23 protein-coding genes, 1 pseudogene and 1 CRISPR repeat array are annotated in these 25,307 nt (G+C 36.0%); of the genes and pseudogenes, 19 read left to right on the top strand and 5 right to left on the bottom strand.

Annotated features, from left to right (window positions below; all coding sequences use genetic code 11):
- Nucleotides 1-38 precede the first annotated feature (38 nt).
- The gene (locus BN1372_RS09085) at nucleotides 39-935 is read left to right on the top strand and encodes a CsxC family protein (protein WP_062198744.1); all 897 of its coding nucleotides are present in this window, start codon (nucleotides 39-41) and stop codon (nucleotides 933-935) included.
- 83 nt (nucleotides 936-1,018) lie between these two features.
- Here BN1372_RS09085 and rpsT read toward each other — a convergent pair whose 3' ends face one another.
- Nucleotides 1,019-1,285: a 30S ribosomal protein S20 gene (gene rpsT, locus BN1372_RS09080; RefSeq protein WP_062198742.1), complete on the bottom strand. Its 267-nt coding sequence runs from the start codon at nucleotides 1,283-1,285 to the stop codon at nucleotides 1,019-1,021.
- A 142-nt stretch (nucleotides 1,286-1,427) separates the two neighbouring features.
- Here rpsT and gpr point away from each other — a divergent pair, with 142 nt between their 5' ends.
- The 13 genes and pseudogenes from gpr (at nucleotide 1,428) to BN1372_RS09010 (ending at nucleotide 17,518) form a co-directional block, all read left to right on the top strand.
- Nucleotides 1,428-2,450, top strand: coding sequence for a GPR endopeptidase (gene gpr, locus BN1372_RS09075; RefSeq protein ID WP_062198740.1), 1,023 nt, complete (start codon nucleotides 1,428-1,430; stop codon nucleotides 2,448-2,450).
- Nucleotides 2,451-2,508: 58 nt separating this feature from the next.
- On the top strand, nucleotides 2,509-3,660 hold the full coding sequence (gene spoIIP, locus BN1372_RS09070) for a stage II sporulation protein P (RefSeq protein ID WP_074018167.1): 1,152 nt from the start codon (nucleotides 2,509-2,511) through the stop codon (nucleotides 3,658-3,660).
- Between the two features lie 21 nt (nucleotides 3,661-3,681).
- Nucleotides 3,682-3,972, top strand: coding sequence for a hypothetical protein (locus tag BN1372_RS09065; protein WP_062198739.1), 291 nt, complete (start codon nucleotides 3,682-3,684; stop codon nucleotides 3,970-3,972).
- Nucleotides 3,973-4,123: 151 nt separating this feature from the next.
- Complete coding sequence (gene lepA, locus BN1372_RS09060) at nucleotides 4,124-5,959, top strand: translation elongation factor 4 (RefSeq protein WP_062198737.1); 1,836 nt, start codon at nucleotides 4,124-4,126, stop codon at nucleotides 5,957-5,959.
- A 91-nt stretch (nucleotides 5,960-6,050) separates the two neighbouring features.
- On the top strand, nucleotides 6,051-7,184 hold the full coding sequence (hemW, locus tag BN1372_RS09055; RefSeq protein WP_062201233.1) for a radical SAM family heme chaperone HemW: 1,134 nt from the start codon (nucleotides 6,051-6,053) through the stop codon (nucleotides 7,182-7,184).
- A gap of 129 nt (nucleotides 7,185-7,313) precedes the next feature.
- Entirely contained in the window at nucleotides 7,314-8,342 is a 1,029-nt protein-coding gene (gene hrcA, locus BN1372_RS09050) for a heat-inducible transcriptional repressor HrcA (RefSeq protein ID WP_062198735.1), read from the top strand.
- Nucleotides 8,343-8,372: 30 nt separating this feature from the next.
- Nucleotides 8,373-8,924: a nucleotide exchange factor GrpE gene (gene grpE / locus BN1372_RS09045; RefSeq protein ID WP_062198733.1), complete on the top strand. Its 552-nt coding sequence runs from the start codon at nucleotides 8,373-8,375 to the stop codon at nucleotides 8,922-8,924.
- 26 nt (nucleotides 8,925-8,950) lie between these two features.
- Complete coding sequence (gene dnaK / locus BN1372_RS09040) at nucleotides 8,951-10,789, top strand: molecular chaperone DnaK (protein WP_062201231.1); 1,839 nt, start codon at nucleotides 8,951-8,953, stop codon at nucleotides 10,787-10,789.
- Between the two features lie 195 nt (nucleotides 10,790-10,984).
- Nucleotides 10,985-12,106: a molecular chaperone DnaJ gene (dnaJ, locus tag BN1372_RS09035; RefSeq protein WP_062198731.1), complete on the top strand. Its 1,122-nt coding sequence runs from the start codon at nucleotides 10,985-10,987 to the stop codon at nucleotides 12,104-12,106.
- A 27-nt stretch (nucleotides 12,107-12,133) separates the two neighbouring features.
- Nucleotides 12,134-13,075: a 50S ribosomal protein L11 methyltransferase gene (gene prmA, locus BN1372_RS09030; protein WP_062198729.1), complete on the top strand. Its 942-nt coding sequence runs from the start codon at nucleotides 12,134-12,136 to the stop codon at nucleotides 13,073-13,075.
- Between the two features lie 12 nt (nucleotides 13,076-13,087).
- Complete coding sequence (locus tag BN1372_RS09025; RefSeq protein ID WP_062198727.1) at nucleotides 13,088-13,840, top strand: 16S rRNA (uracil(1498)-N(3))-methyltransferase; 753 nt, start codon at nucleotides 13,088-13,090, stop codon at nucleotides 13,838-13,840.
- 277 nt (nucleotides 13,841-14,117) lie between these two features.
- Nucleotides 14,118-15,950: a CRISPR direct-repeat array (repeat unit 32 nt; unit sequence GTCACACTCTATATGAGTGTGTGGATTGAAAT).
- Between the two features lie 122 nt (nucleotides 15,951-16,072).
- A pseudogene (locus BN1372_RS09015) lies at nucleotides 16,073-17,227 on the top strand (IS3 family transposase).
- Nucleotides 17,228-17,230: 3 nt separating this feature from the next.
- Nucleotides 17,231-17,518 carry an ArdC-like ssDNA-binding domain-containing protein gene (locus BN1372_RS09010; protein ID WP_062198724.1) on the top strand — a complete coding sequence of 96 codons (288 nt, stop codon included), beginning with the start codon at nucleotides 17,231-17,233 and terminating at the stop codon, nucleotides 17,516-17,518.
- Between the two features lie 713 nt (nucleotides 17,519-18,231).
- On the opposite strand, the gene BN1372_RS09005 is transcribed toward BN1372_RS09010, so the two are convergent.
- On the bottom strand, nucleotides 18,232-18,618 hold the full coding sequence (locus tag BN1372_RS09005; protein WP_062198722.1) for a hypothetical protein: 387 nt from the start codon (nucleotides 18,616-18,618) through the stop codon (nucleotides 18,232-18,234).
- A gap of 673 nt (nucleotides 18,619-19,291) precedes the next feature.
- Here BN1372_RS09005 and BN1372_RS15380 point away from each other — a divergent pair.
- Nucleotides 19,292-19,459 carry a hypothetical protein gene (locus BN1372_RS15380; protein WP_187118407.1) on the top strand — a complete coding sequence of 56 codons (168 nt, stop codon included), beginning with the start codon at nucleotides 19,292-19,294 and terminating at the stop codon, nucleotides 19,457-19,459.
- Between the two features lie 213 nt (nucleotides 19,460-19,672).
- Here the strand turns inward: BN1372_RS15380 and tnpC are convergent, their stop codons facing one another.
- From tnpC to tnpB, 3 genes are all read right to left on the bottom strand, one after another.
- A complete protein-coding gene (gene tnpC, locus BN1372_RS09000) occupies nucleotides 19,673-20,890 on the bottom strand; it encodes an IS66 family transposase (RefSeq protein ID WP_230198816.1) in 1,218 nt (405 codons plus the stop codon).
- Nucleotides 20,824-21,186, bottom strand: coding sequence for an IS66 family transposase (locus tag BN1372_RS15580; RefSeq protein WP_230198815.1), 363 nt, complete (start codon nucleotides 21,184-21,186; stop codon nucleotides 20,824-20,826). Before BN1372_RS15580 ends, tnpC begins: the two co-directional genes overlap by 67 nt.
- Before the next feature lie 63 nt (nucleotides 21,187-21,249).
- Nucleotides 21,250-21,495, bottom strand: a complete 246-nt coding sequence (tnpB, locus tag BN1372_RS08995) for an IS66 family insertion sequence element accessory protein TnpB (protein WP_082419006.1) — start codon at nucleotides 21,493-21,495, stop codon at nucleotides 21,250-21,252.
- Nucleotides 21,496-21,750: 255 nt separating this feature from the next.
- Here tnpB and BN1372_RS15235 point away from each other — a divergent pair, with 255 nt between their 5' ends.
- From BN1372_RS15235 to cas10, 4 genes are all read left to right on the top strand, one after another.
- Nucleotides 21,751-21,903 carry a hypothetical protein gene (locus tag BN1372_RS15235; RefSeq protein WP_154662983.1) on the top strand — a complete coding sequence of 51 codons (153 nt, stop codon included), beginning with the start codon at nucleotides 21,751-21,753 and terminating at the stop codon, nucleotides 21,901-21,903.
- A gap of 79 nt (nucleotides 21,904-21,982) precedes the next feature.
- Nucleotides 21,983-22,801, top strand: coding sequence for a DUF6602 domain-containing protein (locus BN1372_RS08990; protein WP_230198814.1), 819 nt, complete (start codon nucleotides 21,983-21,985; stop codon nucleotides 22,799-22,801).
- A 6-nt stretch (nucleotides 22,802-22,807) separates the two neighbouring features.
- Nucleotides 22,808-23,698: a type III-B CRISPR module RAMP protein Cmr1 gene (gene cmr1, locus BN1372_RS08985; RefSeq protein ID WP_062198720.1), complete on the top strand. Its 891-nt coding sequence runs from the start codon at nucleotides 22,808-22,810 to the stop codon at nucleotides 23,696-23,698.
- Nucleotides 23,695-25,305, top strand: a complete 1,611-nt coding sequence (cas10, locus tag BN1372_RS08980; protein ID WP_062198718.1) for a type III-B CRISPR-associated protein Cas10/Cmr2 — start codon at nucleotides 23,695-23,697, stop codon at nucleotides 25,303-25,305. The genes cmr1 and cas10 overlap by 4 nt, the downstream gene beginning before the upstream one ends.
- The last annotated feature ends 2 nt before the right edge of the window (nucleotides 25,306-25,307 follow it).

Here is a 25,307-nt window from a genome sequence, read left to right as displayed (position 1 = left end):
AGTAGAATGAATTTTTAGGTGAAAGATGAGGGATTCAGATGGATAGAGAACATAAAAATGATGGGTGTACGTTAGTTCGTTCGCAAATGGAGTCCGAATGTTCCAATCTTCCGCATTTTCCAGAACAAACAATTGAAGCATTAGTCGTCTTGGCGCAACCGACGATTCAGGTATGTGTGGAAGCCGATATTGAACTTGCTGAACCTGCCTTAGAAATAAAACGAAGCAAAAAAGATGTATCATTAACGCAATGTAAGCTATTGCCTGGTTTAAAAGTAGATGAAACAATGCATCGACACAAATTATTTTTATCTGGATATATTCGAAAAAACATTGAATATGCAACGGTCAATAAAGTGACGTCTTCTGCTGTATGTGGTCCAATGCATCATGCTACTGCTCATATTCCATTTCATTGTTGTACAACGCTAGATTTTAGTTCTTCTCTTCCGTTAATGGGGGAACGGAACGCAATGGAAATGCCAATTATGCAAACGGATAAAGGAGGGAATTTTCAAGAAGAGCGACAATTTTCAGAAATAGTTACGTATAAAGAACAACCTTTTTGTGAAATCGTCGCAGTACAATTTTTTGAAATTGATTTTGCTCCACATCATCAAAAAACAAAAGAGTTACCAAATGAACATACTTTTAAAATAATTAGGGAAAAAATCGTGATGGAATTAACAGTGAAGGTATTGCAGAAACAACAAGTGCAATTATCAAATGAAATGAAAGTGGTACATGATAAAGAGCTGCAAGCTGAGCAGACGATTATTTTAACGGAAGAAACGATGCTAAATAGATTGGTACAAAAAAAAGAAGAACAAATAGCTAACGAAAACATGCAAAAACAACAGGATGTGGAATTTTCGAATTACTCGGAGGAAAAAAAGACAGTATTGGATGAGGAAGAACAAATGGATTGTTCTTAGTAAAGATGGATAAAAAAATAACGGTCTTTTCTTGATAAAACTATCGAGAGAAGAACGTTATTTTTCATTTGTATGCAACGTAATTATGCAGATAGACCGTTTAATTTAGTTGCAAGTTTTGATTTTGTACGGGCTGCTGTGTTTTTATGAAGAATTCCTTTGCTAACTGCTTTATCCACTTTTTTAGTAGCTTCTAAAAACGCAGCTTTTGCAGCTTCTACATCATTAGCCTCGATTGTTTGTTCGAAACGTTTAATCGCTGTACGCATTGCAGATTTTACTTGGATGTTGCGAGTGCGACGATCATCGTTAATTTTCACACGTTTAATCGCAGATTTAATGTTTGGCATATCGTTCACCTCCTGAAAAGTAGATCAACGTTCAAATTCAATATAGAACAAATGATATTTTATCAAACGATAATCATAATTGCAATACTGAATCAAAGCTTCCTAAATGATAATACTATGAAAAAAGAAAGGAGCAAAAAGGATGCAAGAGATACAATTACCGAGAACCGATTTAGCACTTGAAGCTCATGAAATGGTGAGGGAAGAAGAAGAATCAAAGAAGACAGAAGTGAGCGGTGTCATTATTGAAGAGGATGAAGTAGAAGGAATTAAAGTAACAAAAGTAATCGTAGAGGAGGAAGGGGAACGACGAATCGGAAAAACGAAAGGGCATTATGTCACGGTTGAATATTCATTAAATGATGAAGAAACATTAAAAAAAGTGATGATTAGTGTATTGTATCGTTTTTTAAAGGAACGAAAACTTGGAAAGGAAAAGCAAGTGTTAGTCGTTGGGTTAGGAAATAAGGCGGTGACCCCCGATGCGTTAGGTCCTAAAACGGTTGATAAACTTTTTGTTACGAGTCATTTAAAACAACTTCCAGGTAATCTGGAATCAGAAAAACGCTCGGTTAGTGCGATAGCGCCAGGAGTAATGGGTACAACAGGCATTGAAACAAGTGATGTCATCCGCGGATTAGTGAACGAAATAAACCCTGATTTTATGATTGTGATTGATGCATTAGCAGCACGCTCGGTAGAAAGGGTGAATGCTACCATTCAAATTTCAGACACAGGAATCGCTCCTGGTAGCGGGGTAGGTAATAAGCGGAAAGCGTTAAATGAAGAAACGTTTGGTATTCCTGTCATTGCAATCGGAATTCCAACGGTAGTAGACGCTGCTTCGATTGTTAGTGATACGCTTGATTATATGTTGCAACATATTGTTCGAGAAACAGCGGAAAGTAAAACATCTACGTATGCGTTAGTTCCATCATGGATGAAGAAAAAACGAGGGAAACCGATGGAAGTTGAATCAAAAGAAAGACAAAAAATTTTAGGTATCGTTGGCACGTTAGATGAGGAAGAAAAACGACAATTTTTATATGAAGTGTTAGCTTCCTATGAAAAAAATCTTATGGTTACGCCAAAAGAAGTGGATATGTATATTGAAACGTTTGCTTCTGTGTTAGCAGATAGTTTAAATGAAGCACTTCATCAATAGTTCTATCCCTTTCGTTTCTCTCATATGCTTCGAATAGAGAAACAGAAAGGGTGAGAAGATGAAAGGATCTAACAAAAAGATCCTCATGTATGCTGTTGACAGAAAGCAAATAAAAAATATCATTTTTCTTTTTATTTTCTTGATTGTTAGTTTATCTATATTGTCAGGTATTTTAACATCATTAGACCCAAAGTATCGTCTTTATTCTCACTCCATTGGAGAATGGACAAGCGATATTCAAGGAGAATCATTTAGTTTTGTATTAGCCTACGAAAATCGTTATTTTGGACAAGTTATGTCTAAAGAAACATTACCTAAAAATATCGGTGCAATTGTGTTTGAATTGGCAACGAATATTTCTTTAGATGATCCGCGTAGCTTTTTAGGACGAGAACTCCCAGGATTTCAGTTTTTTGATGGACGGATTGTCGTTGCAGGGGAAGGGACGGATTATACGAATTTACCAGTGGAATCTGCTCCTCCTAAAGAATTATTAGAGAAACAAAACGAAGCAACGACCACAAATGTAGAAACGAATCAAAAAGAAAATATTTCTGCTATCGAAGATAAAAAAGTGTTTATTTACCATACACATAACCGTGAATCATTTTTACCCCATTTAGAAGGAGTGAAAAATCCAAATGGCGCTTATCATTCCGAAGTCAATATTACCCTTGTTGGAGATCGGTTAGCACAAGAAATAGAAAAGAGAGGAATTGGTGCCTTGGTGGATAAGTCAGATGTTACGACTTTCTTAAAGCAAGAAGGATTACAATATTGGCAATCGTATAAAGCCTCACGACAGCTTGTAGAAGAGGCGATACAAACGAATAAATTGCAATATGTGATTGATTTACATCGCGATTCATTGCCGAAAGAAAAAACAACCGTCACGATTAATGGGACCACATATGCCCGTATAATTTTTGTCATTGGCGGGGATCATGGTGGATATGAACAAAATTTACATTTAGCACAAACGCTCCATCGTCAATTAGATGAAAAGTATCCTGGGTTAAGCCGCGGGGTTATTCAAAAGCGTGGTAAGGGTGTGGATGGTATTTATAATCAAGACTTATCTTCTAACTCGTTATTAATTGAAATTGGCGGATATGCGAATTCATTAGAAGAAATGTATGTTACGACTGAAGCGTTAGCAGATGTGATGAGTGAACATTATTTCAATCAACAAAATGGACAAGCACAATAGACTACTAATAGGGGGGGAAAAATGGTCGTACGTTTTTTATTATCGCTTTTTGTTCTGTTATCGTTGTTTTTATTTGGTGTTGTGTTTGGAATGGTCCAAATTGGACAGTTCTTTGGTGAAGAAGAACAAGTAAAAGTAGAGCAAAAAAAAGAACAAACATCCTTATGGAAAACGGATGTAGATGTTGAAACGTTAATAGAAAGACAACAAGAAGTAGAAGACCATTCTTTTCTACAAAGCATTAAAACGATGAATGAAATCGTTGAAGGTGTTTTACATCAACCGGAAACAATAGAGGAAGAAGCGAGGTAATGCTCGTTTCTTCCTTTTTTTCTTTTCTTACAAAAAGAGTCGAAGAACACCCACTACTTCAGCTATCCGAGTATCAGTTGTTATTGCTAGATAATTTCATCATTGTTATAATTAGAATCAATGCATTTTGCAATAGTAGGAGGATCCGTGAATGAATAACGAAGAACGATTACAACGTCAAGAACGAATCCGCAATTTCTCTATTATCGCCCATATTGACCATGGGAAATCAACGCTTGCTGACCGAATTTTAGAAAGTACAAATACGGTAACAAAACGAGAAATGCGGAATCAATTATTAGATGCCATGGATTTAGAACGCGAAAGAGGAATTACGATAAAATTAAATGCAGTAGAATTACTCTATCGTGCAAAAGACGGAGAAGAATATGTCTTTCATCTAATTGATACACCAGGGCATGTTGACTTTACATATGAAGTTTCCCGCAGTTTAGCAGCTTGTGAAGGTGCCATTTTAGTAGTAGATGCTGCACAAGGGATTGAAGCTCAAACGCTTGCCAATGTGTATTTGGCAATTGATAATGACTTAGAAATTATTCCTGTTATTAATAAAATTGATTTACCGAGTGCAGACCCAGAACGTGTTCGCAAGGAAATCGAAGATGTTATTGGAATTGATGCGAGCGAAGCTGTTTTAGCATCCGCAAAAGCTGGAATTGGGATTGAAGATATTTTAGAACAAGTTGTGGCAAAAGTCCCTGCACCAGTGGGAGATCCCAAGGCTCCTTTAAAAGCGTTAATTTTTGATTCTGTGTATGATTCTTATCGTGGGGTTATTGCTTACATTCGCGTGATGGATGGTTCGATTCGTGTTGGGCAAAAAATCAAAATGATGGCAACTAGAAAAGAATTTGAAGTGACAGAAGTAGGCGTATTCTCTCCAAAAGAAACACCGAGAGAGGAATTAAATGTAGGAGATGTAGGATATGTAGCGGCCTCTATTAAACAAGTAGCTGATACTCGTGTTGGGGATACGATTACAACAGCGAAAAATGGAGCGACTGAGCCGTTACCAGGATATCGTAAAATGAACCCAATGGTTTTTTGTGGCTTATATCCGATCGATTCTAGCAAGTATAATGACCTTCGGGAAGCGTTGGAAAAATTAGAATTAAATGATTCTGCGTTGCAATACGAAGCGGAAACATCACAGGCGCTTGGATTTGGTTTCCGTTGTGGGTTTTTAGGATTGCTTCATATGGAAATTATCCAAGAGCGGATTGAACGAGAATTTAAAATTGACTTAATTACAACTGCACCAAGTGTTATTTATCATGTGAATATAACCGACGGAGAAATGGTTGTAGTAGATAACCCAAGTAATATGCCAGATTCACAAACGATTGAATCCGTGGAAGAACCATTTGTTAAAGCTTCAATAATGGTTCCTAACGATTATGTCGGTGCCGTAATGGAACTTTGTCAATTAAAGCGTGGTATTTTTGTTAATATGCAATACATGGATGAAACACGTGTGCATATTATGTACGAAATTCCATTAGCGGAAATTGTGTATGACTTTTTTGACCAATTAAAATCGAATACAAAAGGATATGCCTCTTTAGATTATGAGTTAATTGGTTATAAGCAAAGTAAGTTAGTAAAGATGGATATTTTATTAAATGGTGAAAAAGTCGATGCATTATCGTTTATTGTTCATCGTGATGCTGCTTATGAACGGGGAAAAGTCATTGTAGAAAAGTTAAAAGAATTAATTCCACGTCAACAGTTTGAAGTGCCAGTACAGGCAGCAATTGGAACAAAAATTGTTGCTAGAAGTACTATTAAGGCGATGCGTAAAAACGTTTTAGCTAAATGTTACGGTGGGGATATTTCACGTAAACGAAAATTGCTTGAAAAACAAAAAGAAGGAAAAAAACGAATGAAAACAATTGGTCGTGTAGAAGTCCCTCAAGAAGCGTTCATGGCAGTGCTTAAAATGGATGATAGCAATAGTAAAAAATAACACTAAAAAACCGCAAGAATTTTCTTGCGGTTTTGATGATTTCCAAAGAAAGGTAGCTCATCGTATAGATTCTCAGAAAGGGATGAAAAAAATGATTGAATCTCTCTATATTCATATCCCGTTTTGTAAACAAATTTGTCATTATTGTGATTTCAATAAAGTGTATTATGATAAGCAACCAGTGATGACTTATTTGCAAGCACTTCGTCAAGAATTAATCACAACGCTCGAAATGGTTCCTACTAAAAAAATAAAAACAATCTTTATTGGTGGAGGAACACCGACCGCTTTATCGATGGATGAATTAGCCTTTTTATTAGAAACGATTCATTCTTTTGTTTCGGAGCGCGATGTCATCGAATTTTCTGTTGAAGCAAATCCAAATGAAGTGACAAAAGAAAAACTACAGCTTTTAAAACAAGCTGGGGTGAACCGAATGAGTTTTGGTGTACAAGCCTTTCAAGACAATCTGTTACGTACGCTAGGTAGAACGCACCGAGAAAAAGAAGTAATTCGTACAGTAGAAACAGCTCATCAAGTAGGGATTGACCAACTTTCTATTGATTTAATGTTTGGTTTACCAAAGCAAACGTTGGCAGATGTCAAAGAGTCGTTGCAGATAGCTTTTCGATTACCAATTTCCCATCTTTCTTCCTATTCATTACAAATAGAACCGAAAACAATCTTTTATGTGCTTCATCAAAAAGGAAAATTAGCGGGAATGAGTGAAGAATTAGAGGCCAATATGTATGAATTAGTAATGGAAGAAGCAGAGAACCATCATTTTCATCAATATGAAATTAGTAATTTTGCGAAAGAAAATAAGGTTAGTTATCATAATTTAACGTATTGGAATAATGATGAATATTATGGCATTGGTGCAGGTGCGCACAGTTATATGAATGGGGTTCGGCGTAGCAATATAGGCCCAATTCAAAAATATATTGATGCCATTCAAACAGCAAAGCATGCCTATACAGAAGAAATTATTTTAACAAAAAAAGAAATGATGGAAGAGTTTATGTTTATGGGATTAAGGAAAAGGAAAGGTGTATCCAAAAAAGAATTTTTTCTACGTTATGGGGAAGAGATGGAAACATATTTTCAACAACCAATCGATGAATTAACGGTAAAAGGGTGGTTAGCGCAAACGAATGATTCTATTCATTTAACGAACAAAGGGTTGTTTTTAGGAAATGAAGTTTTTGAACAGTTTCTTCTTTAAAGAAGAAAATTGCGAAAGTCTTTTTTTAGGCAAGCAACGTTATTGACAATTTAGATGAGAATCTGTTACTTTAAATAATAGTATTAGCACTCATAGGTATTGAGTGCTAACAAAAGGATGGTGAGGTGGATGTTAACGGATCGTCAGTTATTTATTTTGCAAGCGATTATTGATGATTATATCCGGTCTGCCCAGCCTGTAGGTTCTAGAACGATTTCTAAACGTCAAGGCGTAACCTATAGTTCTGCGACAATTCGAAATGAAATGGCTGACTTAGAAGAAATGGGCTTTTTAGAAAAACCACATAGTTCAGCAGGACGCATCCCTTCTGAAAAAGGGTATCGTTTTTATGTGGATCATATCGTGTCACCAAGTATGCTAAATCAAAATGATTTGCATAATATTCGAGCGATGTTTACAGAAAAAATGTTAGAATTTGAGCAAGTAATTGAACAGTCTGCAAAAATTTTATCCGATTTAACTAACTATACGACAATTATTTTAGGACCAGAGATTTTTTATACCAATTTAAAGCAATTACAACTTATCCCTATTTCAGATACGCGTGTCGTAGCGGTTTTTGTAACGGATACAGGCTATGTTGAAAATAAAATATTTACGCTCCCAAAAGAAATGAATGAAGGGGATATTGAAAAGTTTTCAAATATTTTAAACGAACGCTTAAAAAATGTTCCACTTTATAAACTTCGAAAGTTGATTCATACAGAAGTAAGTAATGTCTTACGTGAGCATATTCGAAATTATGAAGCGTTAATTCAAATATTTGATGAACTATTGCAAGTCCCTGTTACAGATAAGGTTTATTACGGGGGAAAAGTCAATATGCTTGCACAACCAGAATTTCATGATGTAAACACGTTGCGAACATTGCTGGATACAATTGAAACACAAGACTTTATTCAATATTTATCCGATTTGCAAGCAAAAGATATGAAAGTGCGTATTGGACAAGAAAATACATTTCATGGGATGGAGCATTGTAGTTTAATTACTGCAAGCTATTCCGTTCATGATAAGCATATCGGATCTATTTCGATTGTTGGACCAACTCGTATGCAATACGGAAGGGTTATTAGTTTAATCGAATTGTTATCCCGAGATTTAACGAAATTGTTTCATAAATGGTATCATGATTAAGAATAATCCAATACCTAGGAGGTGGATGTATTGACAGAAGAAAAACAAACACAAGAACAAGTAACAGAAAATGTAGCAGAAGAAGTGACAGAACAGGAAGCTGTACAATCAGAAGAAGTGGTAGATGAAAAAGATGTACGCATCCAAGAATTAGAAGAAAAAGTACAAGAATTAAATACGAAAGCGTTAAGAGCGCAAGCAGATTTTGAGAACTTCCAACGTAGAATGAAACAAGAACAACAAACGTATATGAAGTATCGATCACAATCTGTTATCGAAGATTTATTACCAGTACTAGATAACTTCGAACGGGCACTTTCTGTTGAAACTGACAATGAACAAGCTGATTCATTGAAAAAAGGTATTCAAATGGTATATGATCAACTTTTACAAGCCCTTCAAAAAGAAGGATTAGAGTGGATTGAATCAGTCGGTCAACCATTCGACCCAAATGTGCACCAAGCAGTGATGCAAGCACAAGAAGAAGGGATCGATTCAAATATAGTAGTAGAAGAACTTCAAAAAGGGTATAAATTAAAAGATCGTGTCGTTCGACCATCAATGGTTAAAGTGAATATGTAATTAAATTTAGGAGGCTAATGACGATTATGGGTAAAATTATTGGAATTGACTTAGGAACAACAAACTCTTGTGTAGCAGTAATGGAAGGTAGTGAAGCAAAAGTTATTCCGAATCCAGAAGGCGGGAGAACAACACCTTCAGCTGTTGCATTTAAAAACGGAGAACGTTCTGTTGGGGAAGTAGCAAAACGTCAAGCTATTACAAATCCTAACACAATTCTTTCAATTAAACGTCATATCGGTACTGACTATACAGTAGAAATTGAAGGGAAAAACTATACACCACAAGAAATTAGTGCAATTATTTTACAACATTTAAAATCATATGCAGAAGACTATTTGGGAGAAAAAGTAACAGAAGCGGTTATTACTGTTCCTGCATATTTTAATGACTCTCAACGTCAAGCAACAAAAGATGCTGGTAAAATCGCTGGTTTAGATGTAAAACGGATTATTAACGAACCAACAGCTGCAGCTCTTGCTTATGGTTTAGATAAAACAGACCAAGAACAAACAATTTTAGTGTATGACCTTGGTGGCGGTACATTTGACGTTTCTATCTTAGAATTAGCAGAAGGAACATTTGAAGTTCTAGCTACTGCTGGTGATAACAAATTAGGTGGAGATGACTTTGATGAAGTCATTATCAACTATCTAGTAGAAGCGTTTAAAAAAGAAAATGGCATTGATCTTTCTCAAGATAAAATGGCAATGCAACGTTTAAAAGATGCAGCCGAAAAAGCGAAAAAAGACTTATCAGGTGTAACACAAGCACAAATTTCTTTACCATTTATTACAGCAGATCAAACAGGACCAAAACATTTAGAAGTATCTTTAACACGTGCAAAATTTGAAGAATTATCTGCTCACTTAGTAGAGCGTACACTAGGTCCTGTGCGTCAAGCATTAAAAGATGCAGACCTTGCAGCAAATGAAATTGATAAAGTATTACTTGTTGGTGGTTCTACACGTATTCCAGCAGTACAAGAAGCAATTAAAAAAGTAACAGGCCAAGAGCCTTCTAAAGGTGTAAACCCAGACGAAGTGGTAGCAGTAGGTGCTGCAATCCAAGGTGGGGTATTAACTGGTGACGTAAAAGACGTTTTATTATTAGACGTAACACCACTTTCATTAGGTATCGAAACAATGGGTGGTGTATTTACAAAATTAATTGAACGTAATACTACGATTCCTACTAGTAAATCACAAGTATTCTCAACTGCTGCAGATAATCAACCAGCTGTTGATATTCATGTTTTACAAGGGGAACGTCCAATGGCTGCAGATAACAAAACACTCGGTCGTTTCCAATTAACAGATATTCCACCAGCACCACGTGGCGTTCCACAAATCGAAGTAACTTTTGATATTGATGAAAACGGAATCGTAAACGTTCGTGCAAAAGATTTAGGCACAAACAAAGAACAATCTATTACAATCAAATCTTCTTCCGGTTTATCAGACGAAGAAATCGAACGCATGGTAAAAGAAGCAGAAGAAAATGCTGAAGCAGATAAACAACGTCAAGAAGAAGCGGAACTTCGCAACGAAGCAGATCAGTTAGTGTTTACAACAGAAAAAACATTAAAAGATTTAGAAGGAAAAGTAGACCAAGCAGAAGTAGATAAAGCAAATGAAGCAAAAGATGCAGTAAAAAAAGCATTAGAAGAAAATAATATGGAAAAAGTTCGTGCAGAAAAAGATAAATTACAAGAAATTGTTCAACAACTTTCTGTAAAATTATACGAAGAAGCAGCAAAACAAGCTCAAGAAAATGCAGGTGCTGAAACAACAAACACTGCAAACGACGATACAGTAGTGGATGCGGAATTTGAAGAAGTAAAAGATGATAAAAAAGAGAACTAATGCATGTAAATAAAAAAGTCAAAGTCAGGCCTGTCTTGGCTTTGACTTTTTTTCTGTTATTTCTCTTTGATTAGTGAAACAACTTTTTGAAACTAGAAAAAAGAAAACAAATCATGTTCGAATATTTCACTCTTTACGTTTAAAATGAGTGATGATAACATAAAACGTATGTGAAAAAAAGCGGGAGTGGGTTGAATGAGTAAGAGAGATTATTACGAAGTACTCGGAGTAGATAAAAGTGCGCAAAAATCTGAAATTAAAAAAGCATATCGCCGGTTAGCACGTAAGTATCATCCAGATGTGAATAAAGAAGAAGGAGCAAAAGAAAAGTTTCAAGAGATTAATGAAGCATATGAAGTGTTGGGTGATGATGAAAAACGTGCTCGTTATGACCAATTTGGTCATGCGGGCGCTAATCAAAACTTTGGTGGCGCTGGCGCTGGATTTGGTGGTTTTGAAGATATTTTCGATATGTTTTTCGGAGGTGGAGGCGGAGGCGGAAGACGTAATCCAAACGCACCTAGACAAGGAGCTGATCTTCAATACCGAATGAATTTAAGTTTTGAAGAAGCGGCATTTGGAAAAGAAACAGAAATAGAGATTCCGAAAGATGAGCCGTGTGGAACGTGTGATGGTTCTGGTGCAAAACCAGGAACGAAAAAAGAAACATGTTCTCATTGTCATGGTACAGGGCAAATATCAGAAGAAACAAACACTATGTTCGGTCGGATGGTTAATCAACGTACATGTCCATATTGTAGTGGTACTGGTGAAATGATTAAAGAAACATGTCCGGATTGTCACGGAAAAGGAACTGTTCGTAAAACGAAAAAAATCCGTGTAAAAATTCCTGCTGGTGTAGATACAGGCCAACAAATTCGTATTCCTGGTGAAGGGGAAAAGGGACTGAACGGTGGACCAAGTGGAGATTTATACGTTGTATTTGAAGTAAGTGAACATGAATTTTTTGAACGAGATGGTAATGATGTATATTGTGAAATGCCGTTAACGTTTACACAAGCAGCATTAGGCGATGAAATTGAAGTTCCGACTATTCACGGAAAAGTAAAATTAAAAATTCCTGCTGGTACACAAACTGGTACACGATTCAGACTACGTCAAAAAGGGATAAAAGATGTTCGTGGATATGGAATGGGAGATCAACACGTCATCGTTCGTGTGATGACACCAACGAAATTAACCGATGATCAAAAAGAGTTGTTACGTAAATTAGCGGAAACTGGTGGAGAATCAGTAGAAGAGCAACATGATGAAGGATTGTTTGCGAAAGTAAAGCGTGCTTTTAAAGGAAATTAATTTATTGATTAAAGGAGTTGGTAGAACATGAAGTGGTCAGAAATTAGTATTCATACCACCCATGAAGCCATTGAAGCAATCTCAAATATATTACATGAAGCAGGGTCTAGCGGAGTTGTGATTGAAGATCCGATGGATTTAGAAAGAAGTTGGGATACAACGTTCGGCGAAGTCTACCAACTCAATCCTAATGATTATCCAGAAGAAGGAGTCATTATTAAAGCTTATTTACCAATGACTAGTTTTTTAGGAGAAACAGTAGAAGAAATAAAAGAAGCGATTAATCAACTCATGTTATATGATATTGATTTAGGGCAAAATAAAGTAACAATATCGGAAGTAAACGAAGAAGAATGGTCTAGCGCTTGGAAAAAATATTATAAACCAGTGCGCGTATCAAAACGCCTTACAATTACACCAACTTGGGAAGAATATAAAAAAGAATCGGAAGATGAACTAGTCATTGAACTCGACCCAGGGATGGCATTTGGTACAGGTACGCATCCGACTACTGTTCTTTGCATTCGTGCTTTAGAAAAATACATGAAACAAAACGATCATGTGATTGATGTGGGAACAGGAAGTGGTGTGTTAAGTATTGCCGCTGCCAAATTAGGTGCTGCATCTGTTGCTGCATATGACTTAGATGAAGTTGCGGTAAAAGCAGCAACGGTAAATGTAAAATTAAACAAGGTGCAGGATATCGTAACGGTCAAGCAAAATAATTTACTAGACCGGATTGATGGGACGGTAGCCGTAATTGTTGGTAATTTGCTTGCGGAAATTATTTTGCGTTTTACAGACGATGCATATCAAGTTTTAAAACCAAATGGTCTTTATATTACGTCTGGTATTATTAAAGGGAAGAAAAATGAAGTGCAAGAAGCGTTAGTAAAAAGCGGTTTTTCGATTGTAGAAGTGAGTGAATTAGAAGATTGGGTCGCGATTATTGCGAAAAAAGAAAAGTAATGAGGAAGAAACATGCAACGATATTTTGTAGAAGATGCAAATAGAAATGGTTCGCTTGTTGTGATTGATAGTGAAGATGTGCATCATATTCGGCACGTTATGCGAATGAAAGAACAAGATACGATTATTTGTTGTTTTCATTCAGGAAAAGCAGCTATTTGTGAAATTACGGACATAGAAGAAAAACGTGTAGTCGCAACGATTACACAATGGGAAGAGCAAACGAGAGAACTACCAGTCAATGTGACGATTTTTCACGGGTTGCCAAAAGTAGATAAGCTAGAATGGGTCATTCAAAAAGGAACAGAGCTTGGATTGAAAGCATTAACTCCATTTACAGCAAAACGATCTGTGGTGAAGTGGGATCCGAAAAAACAAAGTAAAAAAGTAGAGCGATGGAATAAAATCGCAAAAGAAGCAGCGGAACAATCGTATCGTAACCGACTCCCAATCATCCATGCACCTATATCTGTAAAAGAAATGGTGCAACAATTTCATTCTTTTGATGCTGTTTTGGTTGCTTATGAAGAAGTGGCAAAACAAAACAATCAAGTATTATTAGCAGAACGGTTAGAACAAATAAAACCTGGTAGTACGATTGCGCTTATTGTAGGTCCAGAAGGTGGGCTAACGGAGGAAGAAGTAGAAGAGTTTTTGAAACATGGTGCACAAACAACGAGTTTAGGCCCAAGAATTTTACGAACAGAAACAGCACCATTATATTTTTTATCTACTGTTTCGTATCAATTTGAAATGCGGAGATGAGCCAATATGTTAATAGTTTTTTTTAATACGTTAAGCTGTGGTGTTGTAAATGTAACTATGATTCTTTCTAATATGCATGATTATTAGAGATATTATTATTTAGAAAAGATTATGCCAATTCGTTTAACCTGTGCGAACCCCAAGTGCCCATGAAAACCTTAGAAGGTTCGCACACTTTTTATCGGCTTTTAGTATAATATCGACGACTTTCTTGTAAAGTATTTCTAAAAAACACTAAATGTAGTACGCTAAGAGAGCGAGATTACTATATCTCGCGGTCACACTCTATATGAGTGTGTGGATTGAAATGCAGATATTAAAGAGGCACTGGGAAAGTCTACAGTCACACTCTATATGAGTGTGTGGATTGAAATTACATAGCTCTGAGAGAGGTGATGGATGATACCAGTCACACTCTATATGAGTGTGTGGATTGAAATTACATCTTTATACGGTTTTATACCGTAATCATGGGGTCACACTCTATATGAGTGTGTGGATTGAAATTTTGAGCAGACACTGTAGCTCATTTATTTTTTTATGTCACACTCTATATGAGTGTGTGGATTGAAATGTAGAAAACCAACAAACAGAACTTGAAAAAATCGTCACACTCTATATGAGTGTGTGGATTGAAATTGGAATGCCTGTATCTTGTTCAAAATCACTCAAGTCACACTCTATATGAGTGTGTGGATTGAAATGATGGTCGCGACATTGAAGAAATGGACGAAGAGGACGTCACACTCTATATGAGTGTGTGGATTGAAATCATGACCATTCATTAGAGGTCCTTACGAGCAAGTGTCACACTCTATATGAGTGTGTGGATTGAAATTCGTTGCCCGCCTAAAATATCCACCTTCATTTGCGTCACACTCTATATGAGTGTGTGGATTGAAATTTCACCTTCTTTCACGTTTTACAAAAATTCATAAGGTCACACTCTATATGAGTGTGTGGATTGAAATCAATGCAGACGATATGAAATACATCGGGAATAATAGTCACACTCTATATGAGTGTGTGGATTGAAATTACTACCTGGTTCATCATTTCTTGTGTTAAACCGGTCACACTCTATATGAGTGTGTGGATTGAAATCCTGCAGTACCTGAAATAAGAAGCTCGACTTACCCCGTCACACTCTATATGAGTGTGTGGATTGAAATTTTGCTAAACGATTTTCCCTTTCTTGCACTGGATGGTCACACTCTATATGAGTGTGTGGATTGAAATAGGATGGGAAGTAAGAGAGCAAGTTGTCTATTTTGTCACACTCTATATGAGTGTGTGGATTGAAATGCATATTCAGTGGCTGCAGCACTTAGTCACGATTGTCACACTCTATATGAGTGTGTGGATTGAAATAATTTCTTATGAATTACATCCACAGCTTCCCTGCAGTCACACTCTATATGAGTGTGTGGATTGAAATTAAATATTTATGGTAGAGGAACTAAGATACAAAGTCACACTCTATATGAGTGTGTGGATTGAAATGTTTTAATCCATTAGATGGACAAGGTGTTACAAACAAGTCACACTCTATATGAGTGTGTGGATTGAAATCAGACCCAGAACAATATCCCGACCCTAATGCACCGTCACACTCTATATGAGTGTGTGGATTGAAATCCGATTGCATATGGTACAGGAACAACATGGCATGGGTCACACTCTATATGAGTGTGTGGATTGAAATCATTAATTTTTTGTTACAGGATGGGCACCGCACATCCTTGTCACACTCTATATGAGTGTGTGGATTGAAATTCATCCCAACCTAGGATCTCTGCAACAACGAACGTCACACTCTATATGAGTGTGTGGATTGAAATCGTAATCACGATGGACATTCCGTGACAAGCTGCGTCGTCACACTCTATATGAGTGTGTGGATTGAAATGTACTTACGATGTCCTTGTGTGTGCCGGGACGTTGTCACACTCTATATGAGTGTGTGGATTGAAATCATTTTTAACTTTTAGGTATGTTTCCAGTAACCTAAGTCACACTCTATATGAGTGTGTGGATTGAAATAAAATAATCGTCTTGATCTTTTGCTGTCACATTTTGTCACACTCTATATGAGTGTGTGGATTGAAATCTCTTATTAAACGCACCATCAGCACAAGGCTTATAAAGTCTGGATAGGCTACACTAAGTTGGACAATAAAATTAAGGTCTAGTAGAGTAAAACAAAAGTAACTGAAATGGAGAGAATCTACAATGACCGAAAAAAGAACACGCAGAACATTTAGTCCAGAATTCAAAAGCCAAATGGTCCGACTTTATGAGAGTGGAAAGCCACGTGCAGATATCATACGCGAGTACGATTTAACAGCTTCAGCGTTTGATAAATGGGTGAAGCAAAGCCTCCGGCTCCTTTAAAGAAAAAGATAATCGAACACCGGAAGAAGAAGAGTTGTTGAAACTACGTAAAGAAAATCAACGTTTACTGATGGAGAATGATATTTGCACCTAAAGGTATAAAAGTATCTACGCATTAAAATGCTAGATACTCTAAAAAGCAAGCCGCGCTGATCATGGGACGAAAGTAGATGTCATCCGTAATAACGCTCACAAATACTTGGTACCAGCAATGTGCGAAGTCCTTGGAATCGCTAGAAGTACGTACTATTACGAGTCCAAAAAAGAACCTAAAGATGAATCTTAAACAAAAAAATCATAACTATTTTTAAAGAAAGTCGCAATAATTATGGTACAAGAAAGAGTAAAGTTGAACTTGAAAAGAAAGGGCTAACAGTTTCTAGACGACGTATCGGTCAAATCATGAAAGAAGAAGGGCTTGTTTCAACTTACACAGTCACTCAGTTCAAGCCATACAAGTCTAAGGTAAATGAAGAACCTGTGAAAAATACGCTGAATCGAGCATTTCATCAGCAATCAGAATTAGCTGTTGTTGTTAGTGATTTAACATATGTACGCGTAAATGGCAAATGGCATTACGTATGTTTATTTGTTGACCTTTTCCATCGTGAAATTATCGGTCATAGTGCCGGAGCGAACAAGACTGCAAGTCTTGTTTACAAAGCACTTTCAAGCATTAGAAGACCATTACATCGAATCGGAATGTTTCACACAGATCGCGGAAGCGAATTTAAAAATCAATGGATCGATGATGCGTTAGAAACGTTTGGAATCGAACGCTCATTAAGCATGAAAGGCTGTCCCTATGACAATGCAGTCGCGGAAGCGACATTTAAAGTTTTTAAAACGGAATTTTCAAACGGTTCGCACTTTAACAGCCTATATCAACTCGAAATCGAATTTAATGATGAAGTAAACTGGTTCCATAACATTAGAATCCACGGAACACTTGGTTATAAAAGTCCAGTGGAATTTAGATTGATGACCTTATAATATTTGTTTGAATTAGTGTTGACAATCCAAATCGTATCAAACAAAATTATTGAACAACTTGAAGAAGGTGTAATTCCTTGGAAAAAACCTTGGGTTGGACAAAAAGGGCCAGCTGTAAACTGGAAAACCCAAAAGGCTTATAGGGGCATAAATACTTTGCTATTAGAGCCAGGGGAATATTTGACTTTCAAACAGGTGAAAGAAGCAGGAGGGCGAGTCATAAAGGGCGCACGTTCTCATATAGTTGTTTTTTGTAAGTGCAGCTTTGAATTAAAGTTTGATTATAAATAGTTCTGCAAACACTGATGAATTAAGAATACATATTTACCTATTTTGAAAAAAGGTTTGATTAAAACCATAATTTCTATTAAGTTTGAATCCTCTATTTTTGTAAAAAAGTTTGATTAAAAAAATAAGAAAATGTTGATTTAACAACATTCCCTTACATAACTTTCTAATATTTCGATCGATCTTTATTATAAACGATCAAACTTTTTTACAAACATCGCATCTTTATTTTAAAACAACAACGACTGCATAACTCATAAAAAAACCAACCCCTATGTCGCGAGCGTTATTTTCGGAATACTTCCATGTAAAGTATAAACACATTATACTTTACATTCGTAAAGAGTGTGCTCTGCGAGGCTGTTTCGGCAATCACCGACTATCCCGTCTAAAAGCTGGTCAGGAAAATCTTGGGTTTTACCCAAACCAACAAGGGGAATGATTCCCCTTGCCCCCCATTTTATCTAACCCCACGAGCCCTCCCGAATCATTCGGGGGGGGGCTCCATCACCAGGAGGCAGATTAAAAAATGAATTTTCGACAATACCAAGATGGTTTGAGTGCAATCAAATTGTCAACTCCTTACATTCTCCCTCACTTCGCTACGCTTCGTTCAGTCCGCTTTACCTCATATCCCTTCTTCCTCTAACTAATCAAAATCTAAAGAAAAAAGAGTAGCAAGGGCTACTCTTCACCAAACTAATTTCTATTAAATTTTAATCAAAACACTTTGCCATAACCATTTTCAACGAAAGAAATTCAGTTAATGCTTTTACATACTCCCCTGGAAGAGCACGTTTCGTAACATCAATAGCTCTTTTAGCAGCAGTTGCTTTTGAATAACCTAAATTCCTTTGATGTTTATATGCAGTAACTAATGTCTTAGCCATAACTTTCGATCCACCCAATAACTGAATGGCCTTTTTAACTTTAAAAATTTTTGCCCACGGCCATGCATTCATTGTTATTGCTCCTACTATTGCTGCACTACAAGCAACAATACCGTAAGTAGTTATCATATCTGGATCATCTATTAAATCTACATTTTCACCATCTGCAATAAATAACTTCCCGTAAAATTCGTTCCCTTTATTATCGTTCAACCATTGAACTCCTTCTTCAATACTTCAATAGGCATTTCTTCAATTAATCCAAAAAAACCTCTTAAACCCCCTTCAAGAGCTTCAGCTTCCATTTCAATAATTTCAACGTCTTGATAAACTAAAATCCTTCTCTTTCCACTCCGATGCATTAACAGGTTGTATTCCGAAGGAAATCAAAAGCGTAAAACATAGTCCAATAATAATTACTTTGAAACTCTTTTTAGACATTAAAACTCCTCCTAACATTTTTTATGTTAATATGTGTAATAAGTATAAATTAACACATTTTTACTAAAAAGGATTAATCTACATGGATTTTCTGAATTTATTAGACATAGCCATTACAATCTTAATATTAGTTATGTTTATAAACTCAATCTTTAACTTCTCCAAACACCAAAATCTTGACTTAGATCCAAATATATTGATAGGAGGATAATCAACCATGAAAAATATCAGTAAAAATATGTTTATAATAGCTTTCCTTCTTTTTCTTGTTGGACTTTTAACCAATTTTAATATTATAAGTAACACATTAAGTACAACTTTATTTGTTTCTTTATTTGTAATTGCTTTAATTATTAAAGTGTCAGAATTAATTAATAAGAAATCGTAAAAAGCATGTAGTTTAACAGTGATTTATGGGTTTTAATCCAAAAAAGGGGTTTTTTAAATGAGAAAATTAAAAAGTGCTCTACCTGTCATTGGTTGTATTTTTCTTTTTTTGTTAACGTTAGTGAATTTTACTATAAAAAATGAAGTTGTAACGGGAATTGTTGGAATTGTTTTGTTTTTTGTTGTATTAGTAATTTTTGTGATTACTAGAAAAGTAAAAGATTAATTACTATCTTAAAAAGAGAGATGGATATCCATCTCTCTTTTTTGCTCCAAGTGGTGGCAATCGCTGCCCCCCTTTTATATAAAAATTTTTACGTTCCCAGTTCCACATAGCAATGATTGAATAACCGTAAGCCCGAAATATAAAAAAATAGCGCACCTTTACGGTACGCACGACGAATAGCCAACTATCCTAGATTTTTTGTTGGATAGTTGGTTATTTTGCACATGTGGCTTGAATGGTTTCTGACCAAGGCATGTAGTTATGTAAAATCTCAGGTTGTTGATGAAACGGTAAATTTGGTAACTCCGTCATCAGCTTCACTAGATACTGATAAAGATCAATTCCGTTTGCTTTGGCCGTTTCAGCCAAACTTAAACAGATGGCATTTGCCTTGGCACCTGCCTCACTCACGGAAAAAAGCCAATTTTTGCGACCAATAACATTTGGACGAATGGCATTTTCAGCGGGATTGTTATCAATTGCGACGTCTCCATTTTCCAGAAAGACCTTTAACTCAGATATACGACTTAATGTATATTCAGCTGCTTTCGCTAAGGCATTTTTACCGAGAAAAGGTGAACAATCAATCCAATCGAAAAACTCATCGACGACGGGCTTTGCTTCTTGTTGGCGAACTTTCACACGTTCTTCTGAGGAAAGATGTTTGGTTTTACGTTCGATGTGAAACAAACGATCACCATACTGAATGCCTATTCGTCCATTCTTACTATCGGCTTTCAGCCAATAGCGTCGTACGTGTGCCCAACAGTTGGCGAATTGAACGTAAGGTAATGGACCATAGGCTGAATAGCCATCACAGATCACGGTGCCTTTGAATCCCGCAATTAAATCTTCTAAGATAGCTCGGCCCCGTGAGAGTGCGCTCTTAAATAAAACGATGACAGGACCTTCACTATGTACACTGCGACATACCCAGTTATAAGCGTTTGATTGAGCAGGCTTTCCATCGGAACTGGGCATAAGTCTCATCGCGATATGCAGCACAGATTTAGCCGTTAATAATGGCTTCATTAAATCGTAAAGCGGTTGAAGCCAATCCTTTGCTACACGCATTACCCAATTGGATAAATTTTCATCGTTTGTATATAGGCCATGTCGCTCCCATTCCTTTACCTGACGGTAAAGAGGAAAGTACTGGATAAACTTATCGTAAATAAGCTTTGTTAAAACAGTAGGGCCGGCATACTTACTTTGTGTTGCTTTTCCACGTTTGATTTGTGCTTGTTGTGTTACATCTTTTTTACACGATTTACACTCATACACATGTTCAATATGTTGCACAGGCTTCACGATAGCTGGGATAAATTTCGCTTCTTCCCGTACTAAAGTTGAACTGAATTCGATCATCTCACCACGACAACACTCACAAGTGATGTCGGCAGGATGATGGTGAATTTCTTCCACATCCATATCATCACGAAACGAATCGTTCCAATTTTTATTCTTTTTTTACGGACCACTGTATAGCTAACGGTTTCCATGCTTTGTTCTTCTGTCTGCTCAGGTTCGCAAAAAGACGGGTCATCTTTAAATAAAGAGCCTTGTCCATCTAGGGACTGATATTTGAATTTCTCTGATTTAGAACCGTATAAGGCTTTTGTTAATTGGCGAATTTGTTCAGTCAATACTTCCATTTGTTTGGTTAAACTTTTATTTTGTTCTTTTGAGTAGTCTAGCTGTTCTTCCAATATTTGAAGCGTTTTCAAAATCATTCACCACATTTCGTTCAGGATAAGTTATGGATGATTATACCACTTAAAATAGGGTAATTAAAAGACACCTTTTGCAGATTTTACAATTGCCTTCGCCTGTTGTAGGGATAAGCCCTCTAATAACCAGCGGAGCTCTTGTTGCGTAAATTTGCGTACTTCCTTTTCATCTTTTAGCCATGGTAATTTTTCATTATCTAATCGTTTATAAAGCATGGCGAAGCCATCTTCATCAAAATACAAACATTTATAACGGTCCTTCCTCCATCGAGAAAAAAGAAAGATAGAATTACTATATGGATCCAATCTTGAATAAGCGTTGCGAGGCCATCAATGTCTACACGCATATCGTTCTTACCACATATCAATGTAGATGTTTTGCACGCTCGTAAAATCCTGTGTCATCGATTATTCAGCTCCTTCATAATCGTCTGGATGATGTGTTCATCTATGATGTTGTAGAAGGAAATTTCAGCCAAAGCGGTTTTAATTACACAACTTGGTTTGGCAGTGTAGTGGTTAGAATAGAACGAAGCAGTTTCAACTGGAAGAGGATTGAGCTTGACGGGAACGATGATTAGTTTATTTGTAGGAATAAGAATGGCACCTCCTTTGATTGATACGTTTATCGTACCGGAGGTGCCAGATTTTTTATATGCGTTATTTGATTACGGGGCTTACGTCACTCTCTACATGAGAGTGTTTTTTGTTTAATAATGTAAAATTTGTTTGCATGGTTATATATTACATTTTTATGATATGATAAGTATAAAATTTGATAGGAGTGATTTTATTGGTAAAAAAGAAAGGGATAGTACAGAATTTAATCTATAATTATCAAAGTGAAGAGAAATCCATTGTAAGCCAGCTTTATTTTAAAGCTACTCATGATCTTACGATAGGTACATATAGGGAACAAATATGGCAGTCACTTTTTGAAAGTATTGTGCCAAAAAAATTTGTCGTAGAGCAATCGGTGTTCATTATTGATTCAAGTGGTGAAATATCTTCAGAAGTAGATTTAGTTATTTTAGACGAAATGTATACACCTTATATCTTTAAGAAGGGCCAACTGAAATTTATCCCAATTGAAGCTGTTGCCGTTGTTATTCAGTGTAAGAGTGTATCTAAACCTTCATGTAAATCTATTAAAAGTTGGGTAGATTCTATTAAGAAGTTGAAAACAGTTAACAGTGGTATTGCTCGTATGGCAAATGGGATTCCACAAGGAGGAATCCCAGGGCAAAAAGCTACACGTCCTATCTTGATATATTGTCATTTAGGCAATAATCAAGATAAAAATGAATCATTTTTTGATATAACGTTGCAAGCAAATGAAGAACAAGAAAAATTCAATGTTAAAGTGAACGAAAAATTTAAAACACTTAATCAAATTTATGAAGCCTTAAACTTCCACGAATGTGTAGAAGAAGCTAGTGGAAAATTGAATAAGGATATTGAATTAGAGGGGTATCGTGTAAAGCAACCAAAAGGAGAAGTTTCTCTTCTATCATTAAACTTTATCTTAAATCAAGCATTAATGTTATTAAATAATCCAATGCTCTTTCCTCATCAAGCGTATGTTGAAATGTTTAATACGAAAGGAGAATGAGCCTGCTTGCATAAATATAGTTTAGAGACGCAGGTACTAAGCACGTTAATGAGCTATGGTGTCGATAGAAAAGTACCTGAACTGAGAGTAACGGAGATTAAGGCTTTAATGCGCAATGCTTTTCGAGTGAGTAACGTAATTGTAGATAGTAAAAAAATGTTTCAACTGGAGAGTCAGTACTTTGGTGATGCTACTACGCAGTCATCTCCAATTACGCTGCAAATTATTGATGCAAAAGAAGAGAAAATTAACAGGAAACGCTTGTTGCATGTTAATAAAAAGAGTGATAGAAATAATCAGTCTGTAAATTGTTTTGGAGAGCAAACAAAATTTACTCTTGTGGTACGAGGAAAAAATAAACTATCAGATGCTAAATTTCAAACTTATATTGATATATTGCGATTTTCATCCTACTTGGGAGGGATTGGACAGCGCAGTCGTAGGGCACGTGGTGCTATAAGTTTTGAAAAAGAACTTTGTGAAGATAAAGAGCAACTACTAAATTTTCTTCATACGATGTTGGAGTATTTTTCACCAAAGATGTTTAACCGTAAAGGGAATATTATTATATCTTCTTTTAGGCAGAAAATTAATCGACCCGTTTTGGAAAAAATAGAGATAGGTGAAGCTTTAACAAAGTCTGTGGAAAACTTCTTACAGCAAGTTGATGAAGCTGCACATGAAAGTAGAAAATTCACTGGAGAATCAGGTGTTTTTGCCACTGGAGGAGATATTAAGAGTGGAAAGTTTGCTTCTAGTTTGATGGTTAGTTTAGTAAAAACAAAAGATCATAAAATTTATCCAATTTACGTTTTTTTAAAGCCCATTCACAATCGAAAGAAAATTATAGATAATAGAGAAGTGTTTGTAAATCAATTGAAGGGAGCAAAGGTATGAGTGAATCATTGTTGTTATTTACGATAGGACCAGTGCAACAGTTTGTTGAGCCTTCACGTAAATTAAAGGATTTATATACAGGAAGCTTTTTACTATCGCATTTGGCGATAGTTGCAAAAAAATTCTTTGAGGATAGTGGAGGGAGCATCATCATACCTTCACCTAATACTGTCAATGCTCCGAATCGTATTATTGTTAAACTATCTAATACTCATTCAGGTAAAGAAATAGCAATTGCAGCTAAACAACATGTACAAAAGCAATTCATGAATATTAGTAGAGCAATTATTGAAGATAGTAAGTTAATATTTTCTGATAGCGTAAAAAGACAGCTATCTCATTTTTTAGAGATTAATTGGGTAATCGAGCCATTAGGTCTTGACTTTAAAGAGAGCTATATCAAATTAATGAACCATATGCATAGTGTGAAAAATACACGTATGTTTCATCAAATGTGCGAGCCAGCGGGGCGTAAGTGTGATTTGTATGAACAATATAATGCGCTATTTACAAGTGAGCAGCCATCAAGGAAGAACCTACAAGAGACGAAGTTAAAAGATGGTGAAAACTTATCAGCAATCGCATTAGTAAAGCGTAATTTTTCGACATGGGTAAAGTCTCAACCTTTAGTATTTGATATGAATGTAACTTCAGTAGCGTATATGTTATTAAAGAGTTACTTACCAAAAGATGCAGATTTAGAACCTATTAAAGACGAAGGTTCAGAAGCATTGTTTGATTTTAAAAATCAAGAAGATATTGTGAATCATATAGAATATCAAGATAAAACGATATCAGCTGCTAAAAGATTGTATGATTCATATGGCGGATATATTGGAAGTCCTTATTATGCCATTGTAAAGCTAGATGGTGATGGTGTAGGGCAGAAATATAAAGCTGTAAAAAGTGTACAAGAAGCCCAAAAATTAAGTGAAGCCATAAGTGATTTTTCAAAAGAAGCTAAGAAGATTATTGAAAATCACCAAGGAGTCTGTGTATTTGCGGGGGGAGAAGATATTTTAGCTTTTTTACCATTACATACGCTATTTTTATCATTAACTCAATTAATTACAGCTTTTGCAGGAATTAAAGAGCTTAATAATCAGGGTACGCTGTCTGCTGGTATTATTGTGGCTCACTTAATGTCACCGTTAAAGCCTTTATTACAGCAAGTAGAACAGCTAGAGTCGCACGCGAAACAAATTGATGCAGGTAAAGCAGCTTTTTCTATGGAAATTATGCGAAGAGGGGGATTATCTACACCACTTCGCATGAAGTTTGGAAAAAAAGCGGCTAATCTTACTATCTTTGAGGACGCAATCAAGGGATTAGCTAAACAAGAGCATTCTAACTCATTTGTTCAGAATATTATTATGATAATAGAGCCAATACAAAACAATGTAACAAAAGAGATGGTGGAAGCTTTATTAAAGAAAGTACTAAGAAGCAGCTTGCAAAATAAAGAGCAAGTGGAAAAGCAAGTAGCGGTATTTCTAAATTTATACGAAGCTTTGAATGAAGAAACGCCAGTATTTTTACACTTTTTACAACAGGTATCTTTTTTTGCACGAGAGACATTTGTTGAACCCAAAAAGGAGGAAGCTTAACG

Origin of the sequence: Massilibacterium senegalense, assembly GCF_001375675.1 — a bacterium.
Taxonomy (GTDB): domain Bacteria; phylum Bacillota; class Bacilli; order Bacillales; family Massilibacteriaceae; genus Massilibacterium; species Massilibacterium senegalense.
This window is presented reverse-complemented; position numbering and strand designations above follow the sequence as displayed.